The sequence below is a fragment of the Anoxybacillus dikiliensis genome (genome assembly GCF_050613275.1).
Classification (GTDB): domain Bacteria; phylum Bacillota; class Bacilli; order Bacillales; family Anoxybacillaceae; genus Anoxybacillus.
Genome location: NZ_CP187112.1, coordinates 2,648,473 through 2,665,292, shown reverse-complemented (window position 1 = coordinate 2,665,292; position 16,820 = coordinate 2,648,473). Strand labels below are relative to the sequence as shown.

Annotated in this window: 21 protein-coding genes; all 21 read left to right on the top strand. The window is 45.5% G+C overall.

Annotated features, from left to right (window positions below; genetic code table 11):
• Positions 1 to 81: 81 nt before the first annotated feature.
• The 21 genes from ACPF7I_RS13900 to ACPF7I_RS13800 all read left to right on the top strand — a co-directional run bounded on the left by ACPF7I_RS13900 (position 82) and on the right by ACPF7I_RS13800 (position 16,799).
• Positions 82 to 702, top strand: a complete 621-nt coding sequence (locus tag ACPF7I_RS13900; RefSeq protein ID WP_430745645.1) for a thymidine kinase — start codon at positions 82 to 84, stop codon at positions 700 to 702.
• 56 nt (positions 703 to 758) lie between these two features.
• Positions 759 to 1,835, top strand: a complete 1,077-nt coding sequence (gene prfA / locus ACPF7I_RS13895; RefSeq protein WP_430745647.1) for a peptide chain release factor 1 — start codon at positions 759 to 761, stop codon at positions 1,833 to 1,835.
• The gene (prmC, locus tag ACPF7I_RS13890; protein WP_430745649.1) at positions 1,825 to 2,676 is read left to right on the top strand and encodes a peptide chain release factor N(5)-glutamine methyltransferase; all 852 of its coding nucleotides are present in this window, start codon (positions 1,825 to 1,827) and stop codon (positions 2,674 to 2,676) included. The genes prfA and prmC overlap by 11 nt, the downstream gene beginning before the upstream one ends.
• Before the next feature lie 90 nt (positions 2,677 to 2,766).
• Positions 2,767 to 3,390, top strand: coding sequence for a stage II sporulation protein R (gene spoIIR, locus ACPF7I_RS13885; RefSeq protein WP_430745651.1), 624 nt, complete (start codon positions 2,767 to 2,769; stop codon positions 3,388 to 3,390).
• A 167-nt stretch (positions 3,391 to 3,557) separates the two neighbouring features.
• On the top strand, positions 3,558 to 4,601 hold the full coding sequence (locus ACPF7I_RS13880) for an L-threonylcarbamoyladenylate synthase (RefSeq protein ID WP_430745652.1): 1,044 nt from the start codon (positions 3,558 to 3,560) through the stop codon (positions 4,599 to 4,601).
• A gap of 62 nt (positions 4,602 to 4,663) precedes the next feature.
• Positions 4,664 to 5,209, top strand: coding sequence for a manganese efflux pump MntP family protein (locus ACPF7I_RS13875; RefSeq protein ID WP_430745654.1), 546 nt, complete (start codon positions 4,664 to 4,666; stop codon positions 5,207 to 5,209).
• 107 nt (positions 5,210 to 5,316) lie between these two features.
• Positions 5,317 to 5,751: a low molecular weight protein arginine phosphatase gene (locus ACPF7I_RS13870; protein WP_430745656.1), complete on the top strand. Its 435-nt coding sequence runs from the start codon at positions 5,317 to 5,319 to the stop codon at positions 5,749 to 5,751.
• 17 nt (positions 5,752 to 5,768) lie between these two features.
• Positions 5,769 to 7,058 carry a methyl-accepting chemotaxis protein gene (locus ACPF7I_RS13865; protein WP_370627959.1) on the top strand — a complete coding sequence of 430 codons (1,290 nt, stop codon included), beginning with the start codon at positions 5,769 to 5,771 and terminating at the stop codon, positions 7,056 to 7,058.
• An 87-nt stretch (positions 7,059 to 7,145) separates the two neighbouring features.
• Positions 7,146 to 7,589, top strand: a complete 444-nt coding sequence (gene rpiB, locus ACPF7I_RS13860) for a ribose 5-phosphate isomerase B (RefSeq protein WP_003397018.1) — start codon at positions 7,146 to 7,148, stop codon at positions 7,587 to 7,589.
• Positions 7,590 to 7,611: 22 nt separating this feature from the next.
• Positions 7,612 to 8,181: a TIGR01440 family protein gene (locus tag ACPF7I_RS13855; RefSeq protein WP_430746021.1), complete on the top strand. Its 570-nt coding sequence runs from the start codon at positions 7,612 to 7,614 to the stop codon at positions 8,179 to 8,181.
• A 72-nt stretch (positions 8,182 to 8,253) separates the two neighbouring features.
• Complete coding sequence (glyA, locus tag ACPF7I_RS13850; protein WP_430745658.1) at positions 8,254 to 9,489, top strand: serine hydroxymethyltransferase; 1,236 nt, start codon at positions 8,254 to 8,256, stop codon at positions 9,487 to 9,489.
• A gap of 101 nt (positions 9,490 to 9,590) precedes the next feature.
• A complete protein-coding gene (upp, locus tag ACPF7I_RS13845; RefSeq protein WP_009360966.1) occupies positions 9,591 to 10,220 on the top strand; it encodes a uracil phosphoribosyltransferase in 630 nt (209 codons plus the stop codon).
• A gap of 10 nt (positions 10,221 to 10,230) precedes the next feature.
• Positions 10,231 to 11,382: a non-hydrolyzing UDP-N-acetylglucosamine 2-epimerase gene (wecB, locus tag ACPF7I_RS13840; RefSeq protein ID WP_430745660.1), complete on the top strand. Its 1,152-nt coding sequence runs from the start codon at positions 10,231 to 10,233 to the stop codon at positions 11,380 to 11,382.
• A gap of 151 nt (positions 11,383 to 11,533) precedes the next feature.
• On the top strand, positions 11,534 to 11,761 hold the full coding sequence (locus ACPF7I_RS13835; protein ID WP_430745661.1) for an AtpZ/AtpI family protein: 228 nt from the start codon (positions 11,534 to 11,536) through the stop codon (positions 11,759 to 11,761).
• Positions 11,758 to 12,135 carry an ATP synthase subunit I gene (locus ACPF7I_RS13830; RefSeq protein ID WP_430745662.1) on the top strand — a complete coding sequence of 126 codons (378 nt, stop codon included), beginning with the start codon at positions 11,758 to 11,760 and terminating at the stop codon, positions 12,133 to 12,135. The genes ACPF7I_RS13835 and ACPF7I_RS13830 overlap by 4 nt, the downstream gene beginning before the upstream one ends.
• 7 nt (positions 12,136 to 12,142) lie before the next feature.
• Positions 12,143 to 12,853, top strand: a complete 711-nt coding sequence (atpB, locus tag ACPF7I_RS13825; RefSeq protein WP_003397004.1) for a F0F1 ATP synthase subunit A — start codon at positions 12,143 to 12,145, stop codon at positions 12,851 to 12,853.
• Between the two features lie 50 nt (positions 12,854 to 12,903).
• Entirely contained in the window at positions 12,904 to 13,116 is a 213-nt protein-coding gene (gene atpE / locus ACPF7I_RS13820; protein ID WP_003253662.1) for a F0F1 ATP synthase subunit C, read from the top strand.
• A gap of 170 nt (positions 13,117 to 13,286) precedes the next feature.
• Positions 13,287 to 13,796, top strand: coding sequence for a F0F1 ATP synthase subunit B (atpF, locus tag ACPF7I_RS13815; RefSeq protein WP_430746022.1), 510 nt, complete (start codon positions 13,287 to 13,289; stop codon positions 13,794 to 13,796).
• The gene (locus tag ACPF7I_RS13810; RefSeq protein ID WP_430745665.1) at positions 13,793 to 14,329 is read left to right on the top strand and encodes a F0F1 ATP synthase subunit delta; all 537 of its coding nucleotides are present in this window, start codon (positions 13,793 to 13,795) and stop codon (positions 14,327 to 14,329) included. The genes atpF and ACPF7I_RS13810 overlap by 4 nt, the downstream gene beginning before the upstream one ends.
• A 24-nt stretch (positions 14,330 to 14,353) precedes the next feature.
• Positions 14,354 to 15,868: a F0F1 ATP synthase subunit alpha gene (gene atpA / locus ACPF7I_RS13805; protein ID WP_009360961.1), complete on the top strand. Its 1,515-nt coding sequence runs from the start codon at positions 14,354 to 14,356 to the stop codon at positions 15,866 to 15,868.
• Between the two features lie 70 nt (positions 15,869 to 15,938).
• Positions 15,939 to 16,799, top strand: a complete 861-nt coding sequence (locus ACPF7I_RS13800; RefSeq protein ID WP_035049388.1) for a F0F1 ATP synthase subunit gamma — start codon at positions 15,939 to 15,941, stop codon at positions 16,797 to 16,799.
• The last annotated feature ends 21 nt before the right edge of the window (positions 16,800 to 16,820 follow it).

Below are 16,820 nucleotides of genomic sequence, written 5' to 3'. Positions count from 1 at the left end.
GTATGTCATGAAAACAGGCAAGCGAACTTTTTTCACTTGCCTGTTTTTTTCGTGAAAGTATGAAAGAGAGGGGTCGCCCTGATGTATGTTATGAAGCAATCCGGCTGGCTAGAAGTCATTTGCGGTAGCATGTTTTCGGGAAAATCGGAAGAACTGATTCGCCGTGTACGTCGCGCACAGTTTGCGAAACAAGAAGTGAAAGTGTTTAAGCCAGCGATCGATAATCGATATAGCGAAGAAGCTGTCGTTTCCCATAATGGAACATCTGTTATCGCTATTCCTGTGTCATGTGCATCAGACATTCGAAAGCACTTGACAACGCAGACAGACGTTGTCGCGATTGATGAAGTACAATTTTTTGATGAACATGTCGTTGATGTTGTTCAACAGCTCGCCGATGAAGGATATCGCGTCATCGTAGCAGGTTTAGATCAAGATTTTCGCGGCGAACCGTTCGGACCTGTTCCAACGCTGATGGCGATCGCTGAATCGGTGACAAAGCTACAAGCTGTTTGTACTGTTTGCGGTTCCCCTGCATCGCGCACACAGCGGCTCATTAATGGGCGTCCAGCATCTTACCACGATCCCGTCATTTTAATCGGAGCCAGCGAATCGTACGAACCACGTTGCCGCCATCATCATGAAGTGCCTGATCATCCAAAGAAAAATAAAGCATGTAAAGAAACGGTCACTCGTCCATAAGGGCGAGTTTTTTCATATGATCGTTTATGATATAATGAAAAGTCGAGGTGAGAAAAATGTTCGATCGTTTACAAGCGGTAGAAGCCCGTTATGAAAAATTAAATGAACTATTAATGGATCCAGATGTGTTAAATGATCCGAAAAAGTTGCGTGATTACTCAAAAGAGCAATCGGATTTAGCTGAGACTGTCCAAACGTATCGTGAATATAAAACGGTGCGTGAGCAGTTGGCGGATGCGAAAGCGATGCTTGAAGAAAAGCTCGATCCAGATATGCGCGACATGGTAAAAGAAGAAATTAGCGAACTAGAAGAGCGCGAAGAGCAACTTGTTGAAAAACTAAAAGTACTGTTGCTTCCAAAAGATCCGAATGACGATAAAAACGTTATTATGGAAATTCGCGGAGCGGCAGGGGGAGAAGAAGCGGCACTTTTTGCGGGCGATTTGTATCGCATGTATACGCGCTATGCCGAGTCGCAAGGATGGAAAACAGAAGTCATTGAAGCACATCCGACAGGACTTGGCGGCTATAAAGAAATTATTTTTATGATTCAAGGAAAAGGGGCATATTCGAAATTAAAATTTGAAAACGGTGCCCATCGTGTTCAGCGTGTACCAGAGACAGAATCAGGCGGGCGCATCCATACGTCAACGGCGACAGTCGCTTGCTTGCCGGAAATGGAAGAAATCGAAATTGAAATTAACGAAAAAGATATTCGTGTCGATACGTTTGCATCAAGCGGTCCGGGGGGACAAAGCGTCAATACGACGATGTCAGCCGTTCGTTTAACGCACATCCCAACAGGTATTGTCGTGTCTTGCCAAGACGAAAAATCGCAAATTAAAAATAAAGAAAAAGCGATGAAAGTATTGCGTGCGCGCATTTACGATAAATACCAACAAGAAGCGCGCGCGGAGTATGACCAAACGCGCAAACAAGCGGTCGGAACAGGAGATCGCTCCGAGCGCATTCGCACATACAACTTCCCACAAAACCGCGTCACCGATCATCGTATCGGATTGACGATTCAAAAACTTGATCAAGTGTTAGAAGGAAAGCTAGATGAAATTATTGATGCGCTCATTTTAGACGATCAATCGAAAAAATTGGAGCAAGCGAACAATGAGCAGTAAAATATATGAAGTCCTTCAATGGGCTTCTTCTTTTTTCCGAGAGCACGGCAAAGAAGAAACGGCTGCAGAATGGTTGTTGCGCCACCATTTGCACATGACGCGCGCGCAATTATTTGCTTCGTTGCGTGAACCAATCGATGAAACGAGCAAGCAAATGTTTATGGTAGACGTAAAAAAACATGCGCTTGAGCATATCCCGATTCAATATTTAATCGGGTATGAGCAGTTTTACGGACGAACATTTATCGTGAATGAACACGTACTCATTCCGCGTCCGGAAACGGAAGAGCTCGTCGCCCACGTGCTTGCGCGTACAACCGAGCAGCCCCTTCGCCTAGTTGACGTCGGAACAGGAAGTGGGGCGATTGCCATTACGTTGGCGTTAGAGCGGCCAACATGGCAAGTGTACGGCATTGATATTGCCGTCCGCTCGCTCGAAGTGGCTAAACAAAATGCCGAAAAGCTTGGCGCTTGCGTCCATTGGTTAGAAGGGGATTTACTTAAGCCGATCATCGAGCGTGGCATACAAGTTGATGTTGTCGTTTCTAATCCGCCATACATTCCAGCACACGACATTCCAACGTTATCGCCCATCGTGCAAAAAGAGCCGCTTCGAGCGCTCATCGGTGGCGAAGATGGTTTGTTGTTTTACCGCCGTTTGGCGCAGCAACTTCCTCACGTCGTTTCTGATCAATCACTGATTGCGTTTGAAATCGGTCACGGTCAAGGGCAAGCTGTCCAAGCGATGTTGCAACATGCATTTCCTTCTGCGCATGTCGATGTGATATGTGATATAAACGGCAAGGAGCGCATCGTCATTGCCAATCTCGCTTCCGAGTAACATCGGAAGCTTTTTTATATTTTTTTATTTTCATAGTTTATAACTCTTCTCCCCTGGTTACAATGCATAACAAGAAAGGGGAGGTAAACGATGAACAAATACGTTATCATTTTATATATGACGTTCGTGATGATTGGGGGCATTGTCACGATATATGGGGAACAAACAAAGGCGCAAAGCGATGTCGTGATCCCAAACGAAGCGGTACGATTGCGCATTTTAGCAAATAGCGATTCGCCAGAGGATCAAGCGTTAAAGCGTGCGGTTCGCGACGCAGTAAACGATCAAATTACAACATGGGTGAGCGACTTAACGTCATTTGAAGAAGCGAAACGAGTCATTGCCCAACATGTGCCAGACATTGAACAAACGGTCGCTCGCGTTCTTCATGAGAAGAAAAGCGATCAGACGTACAACGTGACGTTTAGACGCGTGTCATTTCCAACGAAAATATACGGATCATATATATATCCAGCAGGCGAGTATGATGCCGTATTAATTACGCTTGGCAAAGGGGAAGGAGCAAACTGGTGGTGCGTCTTGTTTCCTCCGCTCTGTTTTCTCGACTTTTCCACAGGTGAAGCGGTTCGTCCTGTGGAAAAGAAAATAGAGCAACAAGAACGAATGGATGAGCAACCGCTTGTCGTGGAAGACGAACAGCGAGTAGAAGTGAAATTTTTCGTTGCAGAAGTATGGAAAAAGCTCATTCAATAACATATCCACAAAATTATCAACAAAAACGAGAAACTTATTCACAATTTGTGGACAATTGTTGTTTGTTTTGTGTGAATCTTTTATACTCATTGAAGAAAAAAGTTGTAAAATGCGTGTGAAATGTTGATAAAAAAATAAGCGATTTGAATATTTATGAGGTGAAAACGTTGAAGACACATGTGTTTTTTGTGGATAAAAATGTGGATGATTTAAATACTTATCCACAGATTATAGAAGCCGCTTCGTATTTACAGCGAGGTGAACTTGTCGCATTTCCGACGGAAACGGTATATGGTCTTGGTGCGAACGCCATGTCCACAGCCGCTGTGGAAAACATCTTTGTCGCGAAGGGGAGACCGAGCGATAATCCACTTATTGTCCACATTGCGACAAAGGAGCAACTGCACGATATTGCCTGCGACATTCCTCCTGTCGCATATACGTTAATAGAGCATTTCTGGCCGGGGCCGCTCACGCTCGTTTTGCCGAAAAAGGATGCTGTCTCTCCACGTGTGACTGCCGGTTTGAACACGGTAGCCGTACGCATGCCGAATCATCCGATTGCGCTTGCGCTCATTCAGGCGAGCGGCTTGCCTATTGCTGCGCCAAGTGCGAATCGCTCCGGAAGACCGAGTCCGACGACAGCCAAACATGTGCTTGATGATTTAGATGGACGCATTGCGGCTATTGTTGATGGAGGGGCAACAGGCGTTGGGGTTGAATCGACGGTTATTGACTGCACGACAGCGATTCCGACGATTTTACGACCAGGTGGTGTAACAAAAGAGGACATTGAACAAGTGATCGGTGTTGTGGATATCGATCGTGCGCTTGTGGAAAAAGGGGCGGTGCCGAAATCTCCAGGGATGAAATATACACATTACGCCCCGAAAGCTCCGTTAGTCGTTGTACACGGCTCATCGTCATTTTTACAACAAATCGTAAATGAAAAACGAGCGATTGGACTAACTGTAGGGGTGTTGACGACGGAAGAACGACGTGATATGTATGAAGCTGATGTCGTTATTGCGTGCGGACGACGAAGCGATTTACGAACGGTTGCGAAACAGCTTTATGATGCGTTACGAACGTTTGATGAAACACATGTGGATTTCATTTATAGCGAGGCGTTTCCGAACGAAGGCATCGGGGCCGCTATTATGAATCGATTGCTAAAGGCAGCTGGTTATCAACAATTGATGGAAAAATGATGTCTAAACTCCTTAGGATGTGCATATGTTAACGTGAGGGCACGTCCTAAGGGGGCATTCGTATGGTTGGAGAAATCGTGACATTAGCGATGATGGCGTTTGCATTAGGGATGGATGCATTTTCGGTCAGCCTCGGCATGGGACTGCTTCGGCTCCGTCTGAAGCAAATTGTCTATGTTGGATTGACTGTCGGCTGTTTTCATGTGATCATGCCTTTAATTGGCATGGGGGTCGGGCGACTGTTATCTGTTCAGCTTGGACATATGGCGACATACATTGGTGGGGCGCTGTTGTTTATTCTCGGTATACAAATGGTCATCGCCTCCTTTCGTCATGAACAAGAGAATTGGTTGAGGCCGATCGGTATCGGTTTGTTTGTATTTGCATTTAGCGTCAGCCTTGACAGCTTTTCTGTCGGGTTGAGTTTAGGGATTTATGGGGTAGAAATAGCATTAGCGGTCATGGCGTTTGGATTGACGAGTATGATATTAACGTGGATGGGGCTGCTTCTTGGGCGTCGCTTTCAACGTTGGCTAGGTACATATAGCGAAGTATTAGGTGGAGCCATTTTGCTTTTGTTTGCTTGTAAACTGTTATTTCCGCTGTGAGCTGGGAATTTCCAGTTCTTTTTTTTCTTTTGTTTGGTCTATATTTTGTCCTACGGTTTGTTTTATAATAATAGTAAACATGTGGGAAATGATGAGAGGTGTACGTTGTGGACCAAACGAACGTTTTGTTTGTATGTACAGGAAATACGTGCCGCAGTCCGATGGCAGAAGCGTTGCTAAAGCATAAACAATTGCCGCATGTGCAAGTGAGATCAGCCGGCATTTTTGCGTTTGATGGGAGTGATGCTTCACAACATGCGAAAGCTGCGCTCGCTGAAAAAGGAATCCATATCGACCATCGTGCGACGTTATTATCGAAAGAACATATTGACTGGGCGACGTACATATTAACGATGACCGAAAGTCATAAACAACATGTGCTGTCGCGCTTTCCAGAAGCAGCAGGAAAAACGTTTACGTTAAACGAATTTCTCGGTGACGCTAAAGATGTCATCGATCCATTCGGCGGTTCGATCGATGTGTACCGTCAAACGCGCGATGAGCTCGAGCAAGCGATTGAAAAGCTACATGAAAAGCTATAAGGCAAGGGGGATGTATGATGGGGGGAAAATACACATTTAGCTTACAAAAAAAGCTAGCTATTTTTACAACGGTATTAGCAATCATTACGTATTCAACAAGTGCATTTTACATTTACGTACTGTACGATTACGTCAAGCAATGGCTTCCATTCGGAAAAAATATGTTTACAATTTTGACGTTATTACTCGGCATTTTTTGGTCAGGCGTGTTAGCGTATTTTGCAGCGCGCTTTATTACGAAACCGCTTTCTCAGCTCGAGCAAGCTGCGTTAAAAGCAGCGCAAGGTGAAATTGGACAAGATGTACCTGTGCCAAAGTCCGACGATGAAATTCGTTCACTGGCGCTTGCGTTTAATGACATGCTTGGAAACTTGCGCGAAATGGTGCGCAACATTCAACAAAATTTTGCTCATACAAATGAAAAGGTAGTGGAGATGACAAACGTTTCTCGGGTTGCGGCAGAACAAGCGGAAAACATCGCACGAACGATTGACGAAATTTCAAAAGGAGCAGACAATTCTGCCGTTGCAATGCAGACGACAGCGGAAGCAGTAGAAGATGTGTTAGCGATTGCGGGGAACGTCCAACAAAAAGCGATGCAGTCTGAAAAGCTATCGACCGACATGGTAACAACGCTTGAAGAAAGCCAACGAGTAATCGGTTCGCTCATCGTCGGCATTCAGCAATTGGCGAAAAGCAATGAATTTTCGCTCCATGTTGTCCAGCGTTTAGAAGATCATGCGAAAGAAGTCGGTCAAATTATTTCCCTCGTCGGAGATATCGCTGGACAAACGAATTTATTAGCGTTAAATGCTTCCATTGAAGCGGCGCGGGCAGGAGAGCATGGAAAAGGATTTGCGGTCGTTGCGGAAGAAGTAAGAAAGCTGGCAGATGAAAGCGCTAAAGCGGTACAAGGTATTTCTGAGCTCGTTCAAAACATTCAACATGAAGTAGCAAACGTCGTCCAACAAATTACAGAGCAAGTGAAGCAAGCGAATGACGAAGCGAGGAAAGGAAACGAAACAAATCAAGCGATCTCCCATATGAGTGCATCCATTCATGAAGTCGCAAATGCTGTAAAACAAATTGCCCAACTTGTCGATGAACAAATGAAATATATTCAGCAAACATCTGTTCAATCACAAGAAGTGGCAGCGATCGCCGAACAAACATCGGCTGGTGCGGAAGAAGTGACGGCGGCTACGCAAGAACAGACAGCTGTCATTGAAAGCATGCGCGAGCTGGCGACGGAACTTGGAGAACAAGCAGAAAAATTAAAACAAACGATTGCTCGCTTCCGTTTATAAGCATAATAAATGGTGAAAAGACCGTCTCGAATCGTTAAAATGAAAAGAGACGGTTTTTTCTTTACACAAACAAGGAGGGGTTTAAACGTGAAAGTAGCAATCGCATCAGACCATGGAGGCATTCGCATTCGTGAAGAAATTAAAAAATTAATGGATGAAATGGGCATCGAGTATACAGACTTCGGTTGTGAATGTGAAACGTCTGTTGATTACCCAGATTACGCGTTGCCAGTAGCAGAGAAAGTGGCGAATGGCGAATTTGACCGCGGCATATTAATTTGCGGAACAGGTATCGGCATGAGCATTGCGGCAAACAAAGTGAAAGGTATCCGTTGCGCACTCGTTCACGATGTATTTAGCGCAAAGGCGACGCGTGAACATAATGACAGCAACATATTAGCGATGGGGGAGCGCGTCATTGGACCGGGGTTAGCAAGAGAAATCGCGAAAGTGTGGCTTACTACACCGTTTGAAGGAGGACGTCACGAACAGCGTATTCAAAAAATTTCCACTTATGAACGTGCACAGTGAAGGTGGGAATGGCGTGATGGAGATGGAACAATGGCGCAATCAGTGGCAAACGGCGTTAGCTGAATTTCGTGCCCAAGTCCCGTTGACAGCAAACGATGTTGTCGTCATCGGATGCAGCACGAGCGAAGTCATCGGAGCGAAAATTGGGACGGCAGGAACGATGGATGTCGCAGCCATGTTGTTTCAAGAATTAAAACGATGGCATGATGAAACAGGGGTTCAGCTTGCGTTTCAATGTTGCGAACATTTAAACCGCGCGTTAGTTGTTGAGCGGAAAACAGCTATGGCAAAGCAGCTTGACATCGTAACGGTTATTCCTGTTCGCAACGCAGGTGGAGCGATGGCAGCGTATGCGTACACGCAACTGGCTGACCCTGTCGTCGTTGAACATATTCGCGCAGATGCGGGAATTGATATTGGTGCGACGTTAATTGGCATGCATTTAAAACATGTCGCTGTTCCTGTGCGGACATCCGTCAAGCAAATTGGGCATGCGGTCGTTACGTTTGCCAAAACGAGACCGAAATTGATCGGGGGCGAGCGAGCCGTATACTCACAAGAAAAGGCGAACAAATCATGTTCGATCGGTTAATTTTGTTCACTTTTTCATTTGAAAATGTGTTAAGATAAAAAAGAATATTCATAATTTAGGGGAGGATTGTCGATGAGTCGCTTGTCACAGCAAGATCCGAAAGTATTTCAAGCCATTCAAGATGAATTAAAACGACAACAAACAAAAATTGAACTGATTGCATCAGAAAACTTCGTTAGTGAAGCAGTAATGGAAGCGCAAGGATCGGTGTTAACAAACAAATATGCAGAAGGATATCCGGGACGTCGCTATTACGGTGGTTGTGAACATGTCGACGTCGTGGAAGAACTTGCGCGTGAACGTGCAAAACAATTGTTCGGAGCCGAGCATGCAAATGTTCAGCCGCATTCAGGGGCACAGGCGAACATGGCTGTCTATTTTACAGTTTTACAACACGGGGATACAGTGCTTGGCATGAATTTGTCGCACGGAGGGCATTTAACGCACGGAAGCCCGGTGAACTTTAGCGGTATGCAGTACAATTTCGTTGAATATGGTGTCGATCCGGAAACGCATCGCATTAACTATGATGACGTTCGCGAAAAAGCATTAAAACATAAACCGAAATTGATCGTTGCTGGGGCAAGCGCATATCCTCGCACGATTGACTTTGCGAAGTTCCGTGAAATTGCGGATGAAGTGGGCGCATATCTCATGGTTGATATGGCGCATATCGCGGGGCTTGTGGCGGCAGGTTTGCACCCGAATCCTGTTCCTTACGCCCATTTTGTGACGACAACGACGCATAAAACGTTACGCGGTCCGCGCGGAGGAATGATTTTATGCCAAGAGCAGTTTGCGAAACAAATTGATAAAGCGATTTTCCCAGGCATTCAAGGGGGCCCGCTTATGCACGTCATCGCCGCGAAAGCAGTCGCGCTCGGCGAGGCGTTACAAGATGACTTTAAAACATATGCCCAAAACATCGTGAACAATGCTAACCGTCTAGCCGAAGCCTTAACGGCCGAAGGGTTTACGCTCGTCTCTGGCGGCACAGACAATCATTTGTTGTTAATCGACTTACGTTCCATCGGCTTAACAGGAAAAGTCGCTGAAAAAGTTCTCGATGACATTGGCATTACGGTCAATAAAAACACGATTCCGTACGATCCAGAAAGCCCGTTCGTTACTAGCGGCATTCGCATCGGTACAGCAGCGGTGACAAGCCGCGGATTTGGGCTTGAGGAAATGGATGAAATTGCGCGCATCATCTCGCTTGCGCTCAAACATAAAGATGATGAGCAAAAATTAGAAGAGGCGCGCGAACGTGTTGCCGCATTAACTGAAAAATTCCCACTGTACGTATAAGGTGTCCATCGGGGCACCTTTTTCTTTAAATCGTAAGTTGAATCCTCGTTTGTTTTTATGTAAAATTTACAAGAATGCATATGAAAAAAGGGGCGACTGACATGAGTAAAGTGTACGTATTTGATCATCCGTTAATTCAACATAAGCTTACATACATTCGCGACAAACATACAGGAACGAAAGAGTTCCGAGAGCTTGTCGAAGAAGTGGCAACGCTTATGGCGTTTGAAATTACACGTGACTTGCCGCTTCAAGAAGTCGAAATTGAAACGCCTGTCAGCAAAGCAAAAGCGAAAGTAATCGCAGGGAAAAAATTAGGCATCATCCCGATTTTGCGTGCAGGAATCGGGATGGTAGACGGCATTTTAAAGCTCATTCCAGCTGCTAAAGTAGGTCATATCGGATTGTATCGCGATCCAGAGACGTTAAAGCCAGTTGAATATTACGTAAAGCTTCCGACAGACGTCGAAGAGCGCGACTTTATTGTTGTCGACCCGATGCTTGCGACAGGCGGATCGGCTGTCGAAGCGATCCATGCGCTAAAAAAGCGCGGCGCGAAAAACATTAAGTTTATGTGCTTAATTGCTGCACCAGAAGGGGTAGAAGCGGTGCAACAAGCGCATCCAGACGTCGACATTTACATCGCTGCGTTAGACGAAAAGCTAAACGATCATGGCTATATTGTTCCAGGTCTTGGCGATGCTGGAGACCGTCTATTTGGAACGAAGTAAGGTGAGCGTAATGGGAAAACGAAAAGTCATGACCATTTTCGGAACGAGACCGGAAGCCATTAAAATGGCTCCGCTCGTTTTACAATTGCAACAATACGAGGACATTGAGTCGATCGTTACCGTTACAGCACAACATCGACAAATGCTTGATCAAGTGCTTGATATTTTTGGCATTCAACCGCATTACGATTTAAACATTATGAAAGAGCGTCAAACGCTTGTCGATATTACGACAAGAGCGCTTGCTGGCTTAGACGACGTCATGAAAAAAGTAAAGCCTGACATCGTGCTCGTCCACGGCGACACGACAACGACATTTGTCGCTAGCCTTGCCGCGTTTTACAACCAAATTGCTGTTGGGCACGTAGAAGCGGGATTAAGAACGTGGAATAAATACTCGCCGTTTCCAGAAGAAATGAATCGCCAATTAACCGGGGTATTAGCTGATTTACATTTTGCACCGACAGCGAAAGCGGCGGAAAATTTACGAGCAGAAAACAAGCGAGGCGACACCATTTTTATTACCGGCAACACCGCGATTGACGCGTTAAAAACGACGGTGCGCGATACGTATACCCACCCGATTTTAGAAAAGGTAGCGGGAAGCCGCATGATTTTACTGACGGCGCATCGCCGCGAAAACCTCGGTGAACCGATGCGCAACATGTTCCGGGCGATTAAACGGCTCGTAGACGATTACCGCGACGTTCAAGTTGTTTATCCCGTTCATTTAAATCCGGTCGTTCGCGAATTGGCGAATGATATATTAGGAGACGATGAACGCATTCATTTAATCGAGCCGTTAGATGTCGTAGATTTCCATAACTTCGCAGCCCGTGCATATATGATTTTAACCGATTCAGGCGGCGTTCAAGAAGAAGCGCCTTCCCTCGGCGTGCCTGTCCTCGTGTTGCGCGATACGACAGAGCGTCCGGAAGGGATCGAGGCGGGAACGCTAAAATTAGCTGGAACGGACGAACAAACGATTTACAAGTTAGCTAGCGAGCTACTGACGGACGAAAAAGCATATGACCAAATGGCGAAAGCGTCAAATCCGTACGGTGACGGATGGGCATCAAAGCGGATTGTCGAAGCGATTCGTTATTATTTCGGGCAAAGCGATGTTCCACCGACGCCATTTCAACACGAAAAAGGGATGTGATGACGCATCCCTTTTTTCTACCAAAAATTTTCCCTACTTTTGTGACCGAACGCATTGACATCACGTTTTCACTATTGTATGCTTACAAAGGGATAAGGATAACCTTTTTAAAAATACAGTAAATTCTGAAAATGAAAAGTGAGGCTTTCGTATGCGACAACGTGAGCGCCATCCGTTTCGAGCAATCGGTTTGATGACGGCCATTTCGTCTCAACTTGTCGGGTCCGTCTTAGTTGGGATTTTTGGAGGACGTTTTGTCGACGAACACTTTAGTACTGAACCGCTCTTTCTGATTGTCGGTTTGTTGCTCGGGTTAGCGGCTGGTGTTTATGCGATGATTCGCCTCATTCGCTCATTTTTTTCAGGAGAGGAAAAATGAACGAACTACAGCGACATTGGCGACGTCACAAATCATACATACTATATTTGTTGGCCGTTTATGTGCTTGGCTGGGCGTTTACGCCGTATTCGCAAGCGTTTTCAAGTTTGCTTCTCGGAACGATCATCAGCTTATATAACGGTTGGACGATGGTGCGGAAAGTGGAGCGATTTGGACAAGCGGTTGCGTCTGGACAAAAAGCGCGTTCACTTGGCATGATGTCGCGTATGGCAGCGGCAGCGCTTGCCGTATTTATTGCTTTTCGTTGGCCTGAACAGTTTTCTATCGGATGGATCGTAGTGGGATTAATGACATCTTACATTGTCATTATAATAGATTTCTTTTTTCAAAATACAAAAGGGGAAGAGAGGTGAGTACAAGATGCATCACGAAGCTCCTTTATACACGCTGTTTGGCTTAACGTTTAACTTAGCCAACGTATTAATGATTACGGTTACATCCGTCATTGTGTTTGTCATCGCTTTATTGGCAACGCGCAACTTGTCGATGAAGCCAACAGGTATGCAAAATTTTCTAGAGTGGGTCATGGATTTTGTCAAGGGGATTATTAAAAGTAACATGGATTGGAAGACAGGTGGGCGTTTCCACATGCTCGGCATGACGCTCATCATGTACATTTTCGTAGCCAATATGCTCGGTCTTCCATTTTCTGTTGTGATTGACAATAAGTTATGGTGGAAATCACCGACTGCTGACCCGGTCGTTACGCTGACGTTGGCAACGATGGTTGTGGCGTTATCCCACTATTATGGCATTAAGTTAAATGGCTTTAAAGAATACGCCAAAGGGTTCGTCAGCCCGATGCCAATTTTATTCCCGTTAAAAATTATTGAAGAGTTTGCGAATACGTTAACGCTCGGTCTCCGTTTATACGGAAATATTTTTGCGGGCGAAATTTTATTGGCGCTTTTAGCGGGAAGTTTAGCGACAGGAGTCGGCGGAACGATTGCGGCGATTATTCCGACGCTCGCATGGCAAGGCTTCAGTATTTTCGTCGGCGCGATCCAAGCGTTTATTTTCACAATGTTAACAATGGTTTATATGGCGCACAAAGTGAGTCATGACCATTAATTTTCATACACATTCATTTCAACATAAAAAATTGAAGGAGGACTTTTCAAATGGGTGTATTAGCAGCTGCAATTGCAATTGGTTTAGCGGCACTTGGTGCTGGTATTGGTAACGGTTTAATCGTATCTCGCACGGTAGAAGGAATCGCACGTCAACCAGAGGCGCGCGGTATGTTACAAACAACAATGTTCATCGGGGTAGCGTTAGTCGAAGCGATTCCGATCATCGCGGTCGTTATCGCGTTCATGGTTCAAGGTCGCTAAAGATGAGCGCTCGTTCGAAACGAGCTGTAACTGCATACGGAAACGAAACTCGTTCAACAATGGCGAAGATCATTCCATGAGAACCTTCGCCATTCCTTTATGTTCGTACGCACACGTTCCGATCGATATTCGGGCGATTTTTGAAGGGAGTGAAACGCGCGGTGGTAAACATGTTTGTATTAGGCGCTGGTGGACATGGGTTCAACGGCGGTGATATCGCATTCCAATTAATCATGTTCCTCTTGCTCATGTTCTTGCTTCGCAAATATGCATTCGGTCCGTTAATGGGCGTCATGAGACAACGTGAAGAGCATATTGCGAACGAAATCGAGCAAGCAGAAAAACATCATCAAGAAGCGAAAAAGCTTGCAGAAGAGCAACGTGAATTAATGAAAAAATCGCGTCAAGAAGCGCAAGCGCTTATTGAAGAAGCACGTAAGCTTGGTGAAGAGCAAAAAGAGCAAATCATTCAAGCGGCACGCGCTGAAGCGGAGCGCTTAAAAGAAGCAGCGAAAAAAGAAATCGCACAAGAAAAAGAACAAGCGATGGCAGCGTTACGCCAACAAGTTGCTTCTTTATCCGTACTTATTGCATCGAAAGTCATTGAAAAAGAATTGAGCGAACAAGATCAAGCGAAGCTGATTAGCGAGTACATTCAAGAGGTAGGAGAAAGCCGATGAACAAACAAGTCGTAGCGAAACGATATGCGTCGGCACTTTTTGAAATTGCGAAAGAGCAACAGCTTCTTGATCAGCTCGAACAAGAACTTCGCGTTGTTAAACAAGTGTTTGCACAAAATGAAGCACTTCTTTCTGTATTGAGCCATCCAAAAATTGCGCTAGCGAAAAAGAAAGCGCTCATCCAAGAAGCGTTTGCGAACATTTCGACGGTATTGCAACATACGCTCATGTTGCTTTTAGATCGCCATCGCATCGACATTGTAGAAGATTTGGCAGAAGCGTTCATTGCGCTAGCGAATGAGGCGCGTGGTGTGGCTGAGGCGATCGTCTATTCGGCCCGTCCATTAACAGAAGACGAAACGAAGGCGCTTGCAGAAGTATTTGCGAAAAAAGTTGGCGTTGACGCGCTTCGCATCACAAACATCATCGATAAAGATGTCATCGGTGGGGTAAAAGTGCGCATCGGCAACCGCATTTTCGACGGCAGCGTCAGCGGAAAATTAGCAAGATTACAGCGACAGTTAACTCGCTAACATTTATAGATAGGGGTGAAATGCATGAGCATCAAAGCGGAAGAAATTAGCGCGCTGATAAAAAAGCAAATCGAAAACTATCAGTCTGAAATCGAAGTGAGCGATGTCGGTACAGTCATTCAAGTCGGTGACGGAATCGCTCGTGCTCATGGCCTCGACAACGTCATGTCAGGAGAGCTTGTTGAGTTTGCCAACGGCGTCATGGGACTGGCGCTAAACTTAGAAGAAAACAACGTCGGTATCGTTATTTTAGGACCGTACACAGGCATTAAAGAAGGCGATGAAGTACGTCGTACAGGTCGGATTATGGAAGTGCCAGTTGGAGAAGCGTTAATCGGTCGCGTCGTAAATCCATTAGGACAACCAGTAGACGGATTAGGTCCAATTGAAACGACAGAAACTCGTCCGATTGAAAGCCCGGCACCTGGCGTTATGGATCGTAAATCAGTTCATGAGCCATTACAAACGGGAATTAAGGCGATCGACGCGCTTGTACCAATCGGTCGCGGTCAACGTGAGTTAATTATCGGAGACCGTCAAACAGGAAAAACGTCCGTTGCAGTAGATACAATCATTAACCAAAAAGGGAAAAACATGATTTGTATTTACGTGGCGATCGGACAAAAAGAATCAACAGTTCGTAACGTCGTTGAAACGTTGCGTAAATACGGCGCATTAGATTACACAATCGTCGTTACAGCGTCTGCGTCACAACCAGCTCCGCTTTTATTCTTAGCACCATATGCGGGCGTAACGATGGGCGAATACTTCATGTACAAAGGACAACATGTTCTTGTTGTATATGATGACTTGTCGAAACAAGCGGCAGCTTACCGTGAGCTTTCGTTATTATTACGCCGTCCGCCAGGTCGTGAAGCGTATCCGGGTGACGTATTCTACTTGCATTCTCGCTTGCTTGAGCGCGCAGCAAAACTAAGCGATGCGAAAGGTGCAGGTTCATTAACAGCGTTGCCGTTCGTTGAAACACAAGCGGGCGACATTTCAGCATACATTCCAACGAACGTCATTTCCATTACAGACGGACAAATTTTCTTGCAGTCTGATTTGTTCTTCTCTGGTGTGCGTCCAGCGATTAACGCCGGTCTTTCTGTATCGCGCGTCGGTGGAGCAGCACAAATTAAAGCGATGAAAAAAGTATCTGGTACGTTGCGTCTTGACTTAGCGGCATACCGTGAGTTAGAGGCGTTCGCGCAGTTCGGTTCGGATCTTGATAAAGCGACACAAGCGAAACTTGCTCGCGGGGCGCGCACAGTTGAAGTGTTAAAACAAGGTTTACATGAGCCGCTACCAGTTGAAAAACAAGTAGCAATTATTTACGCATTAACACGCGGCTTCTTAGATGACATTCCAGTAGAAGACATTCGCCGCTTTGAAAAAGAGTTCCATGCATGGTTAGACAAAGACGAAAACGGTCAAAAACTGATGGAACACATTCGCACAACAGGCGATCTTCCAAACGAAGAAGACTTCAACAAAGCGATTGAAGCGTTCAAAAAGACGTTTGTTGTATCGGAGTAAGAAAAGTGAGCGGAACGGCGTAGCTGTTCCGTCCCCTTTCAACAATTGAGCGAAAAAGGTGGTGAAACCTTTGGGAGCATCGTTACGCGATATAAAAGCGCGCATTAACACGACAAAAAAGACGAGCCAAATTACGAAAGCGATGGAAATGGTCTCGGCATCAAAATTAAATCGTGCGGAACATAATGCAAGATCGTTTACGCCGTATATGGAAAAAATTCAAGAGGTCGTAGCGAGCGTTGCGCTCGGAAGCAACGACGCTTCTCATCCGATGCTTGTGAAGCGCCCAGTCAAAAAGACGGGATATTTAGTTATTACATCTGACCGTGGCTTAGCTGGCGCCTACAACAGCAACGTGCTTCGTACCGTTTTTCAAACGATTCAAGAACGTCACCGTTCGACAGAAGAATATGCGATTATTGCAATCGGCCGCGTCGGCTTAAATTTCTTTAAACGTCGCAACATCCCGGTAGCTTTACATATTACCGGTTTGCCAGATCAACCAACGTTTGCGGACATTAAAGAAATTGCGAACAAAACTGTCAATATGTTTGCGGATGGCACGTTTGATGAACTGTATATGTTTTATAACCATTTCGTGAGCGCCATCCAACAAGACGTAACGGAGAAAAAGCTGTTGCCGTTAACGGATTTAGCTTCCGATAAAAAGTTGACAGCTTACGAATTTGAGCCGTCACAAGAAGAAATTTTAGAAGTGTTGTTGCCGCAATACGCTGAAAGCTTAATTTATGGCGCGTTGCTTGATGCAAAAGCGAGCGAACATGCTGCGCGTATGACGGCGATGAAAAATGCAACAGACAACGCAAAAGAATTGATTCGGACGCTTACACTTTCTTACAACCGTGCCCGTCAAGCAGCAATTACGCAAGAAATTACAGAGATTGTGGCCGGAGCGAACGCCTTGCAATAGCTTAAGCAGTTAGTTAGGAGG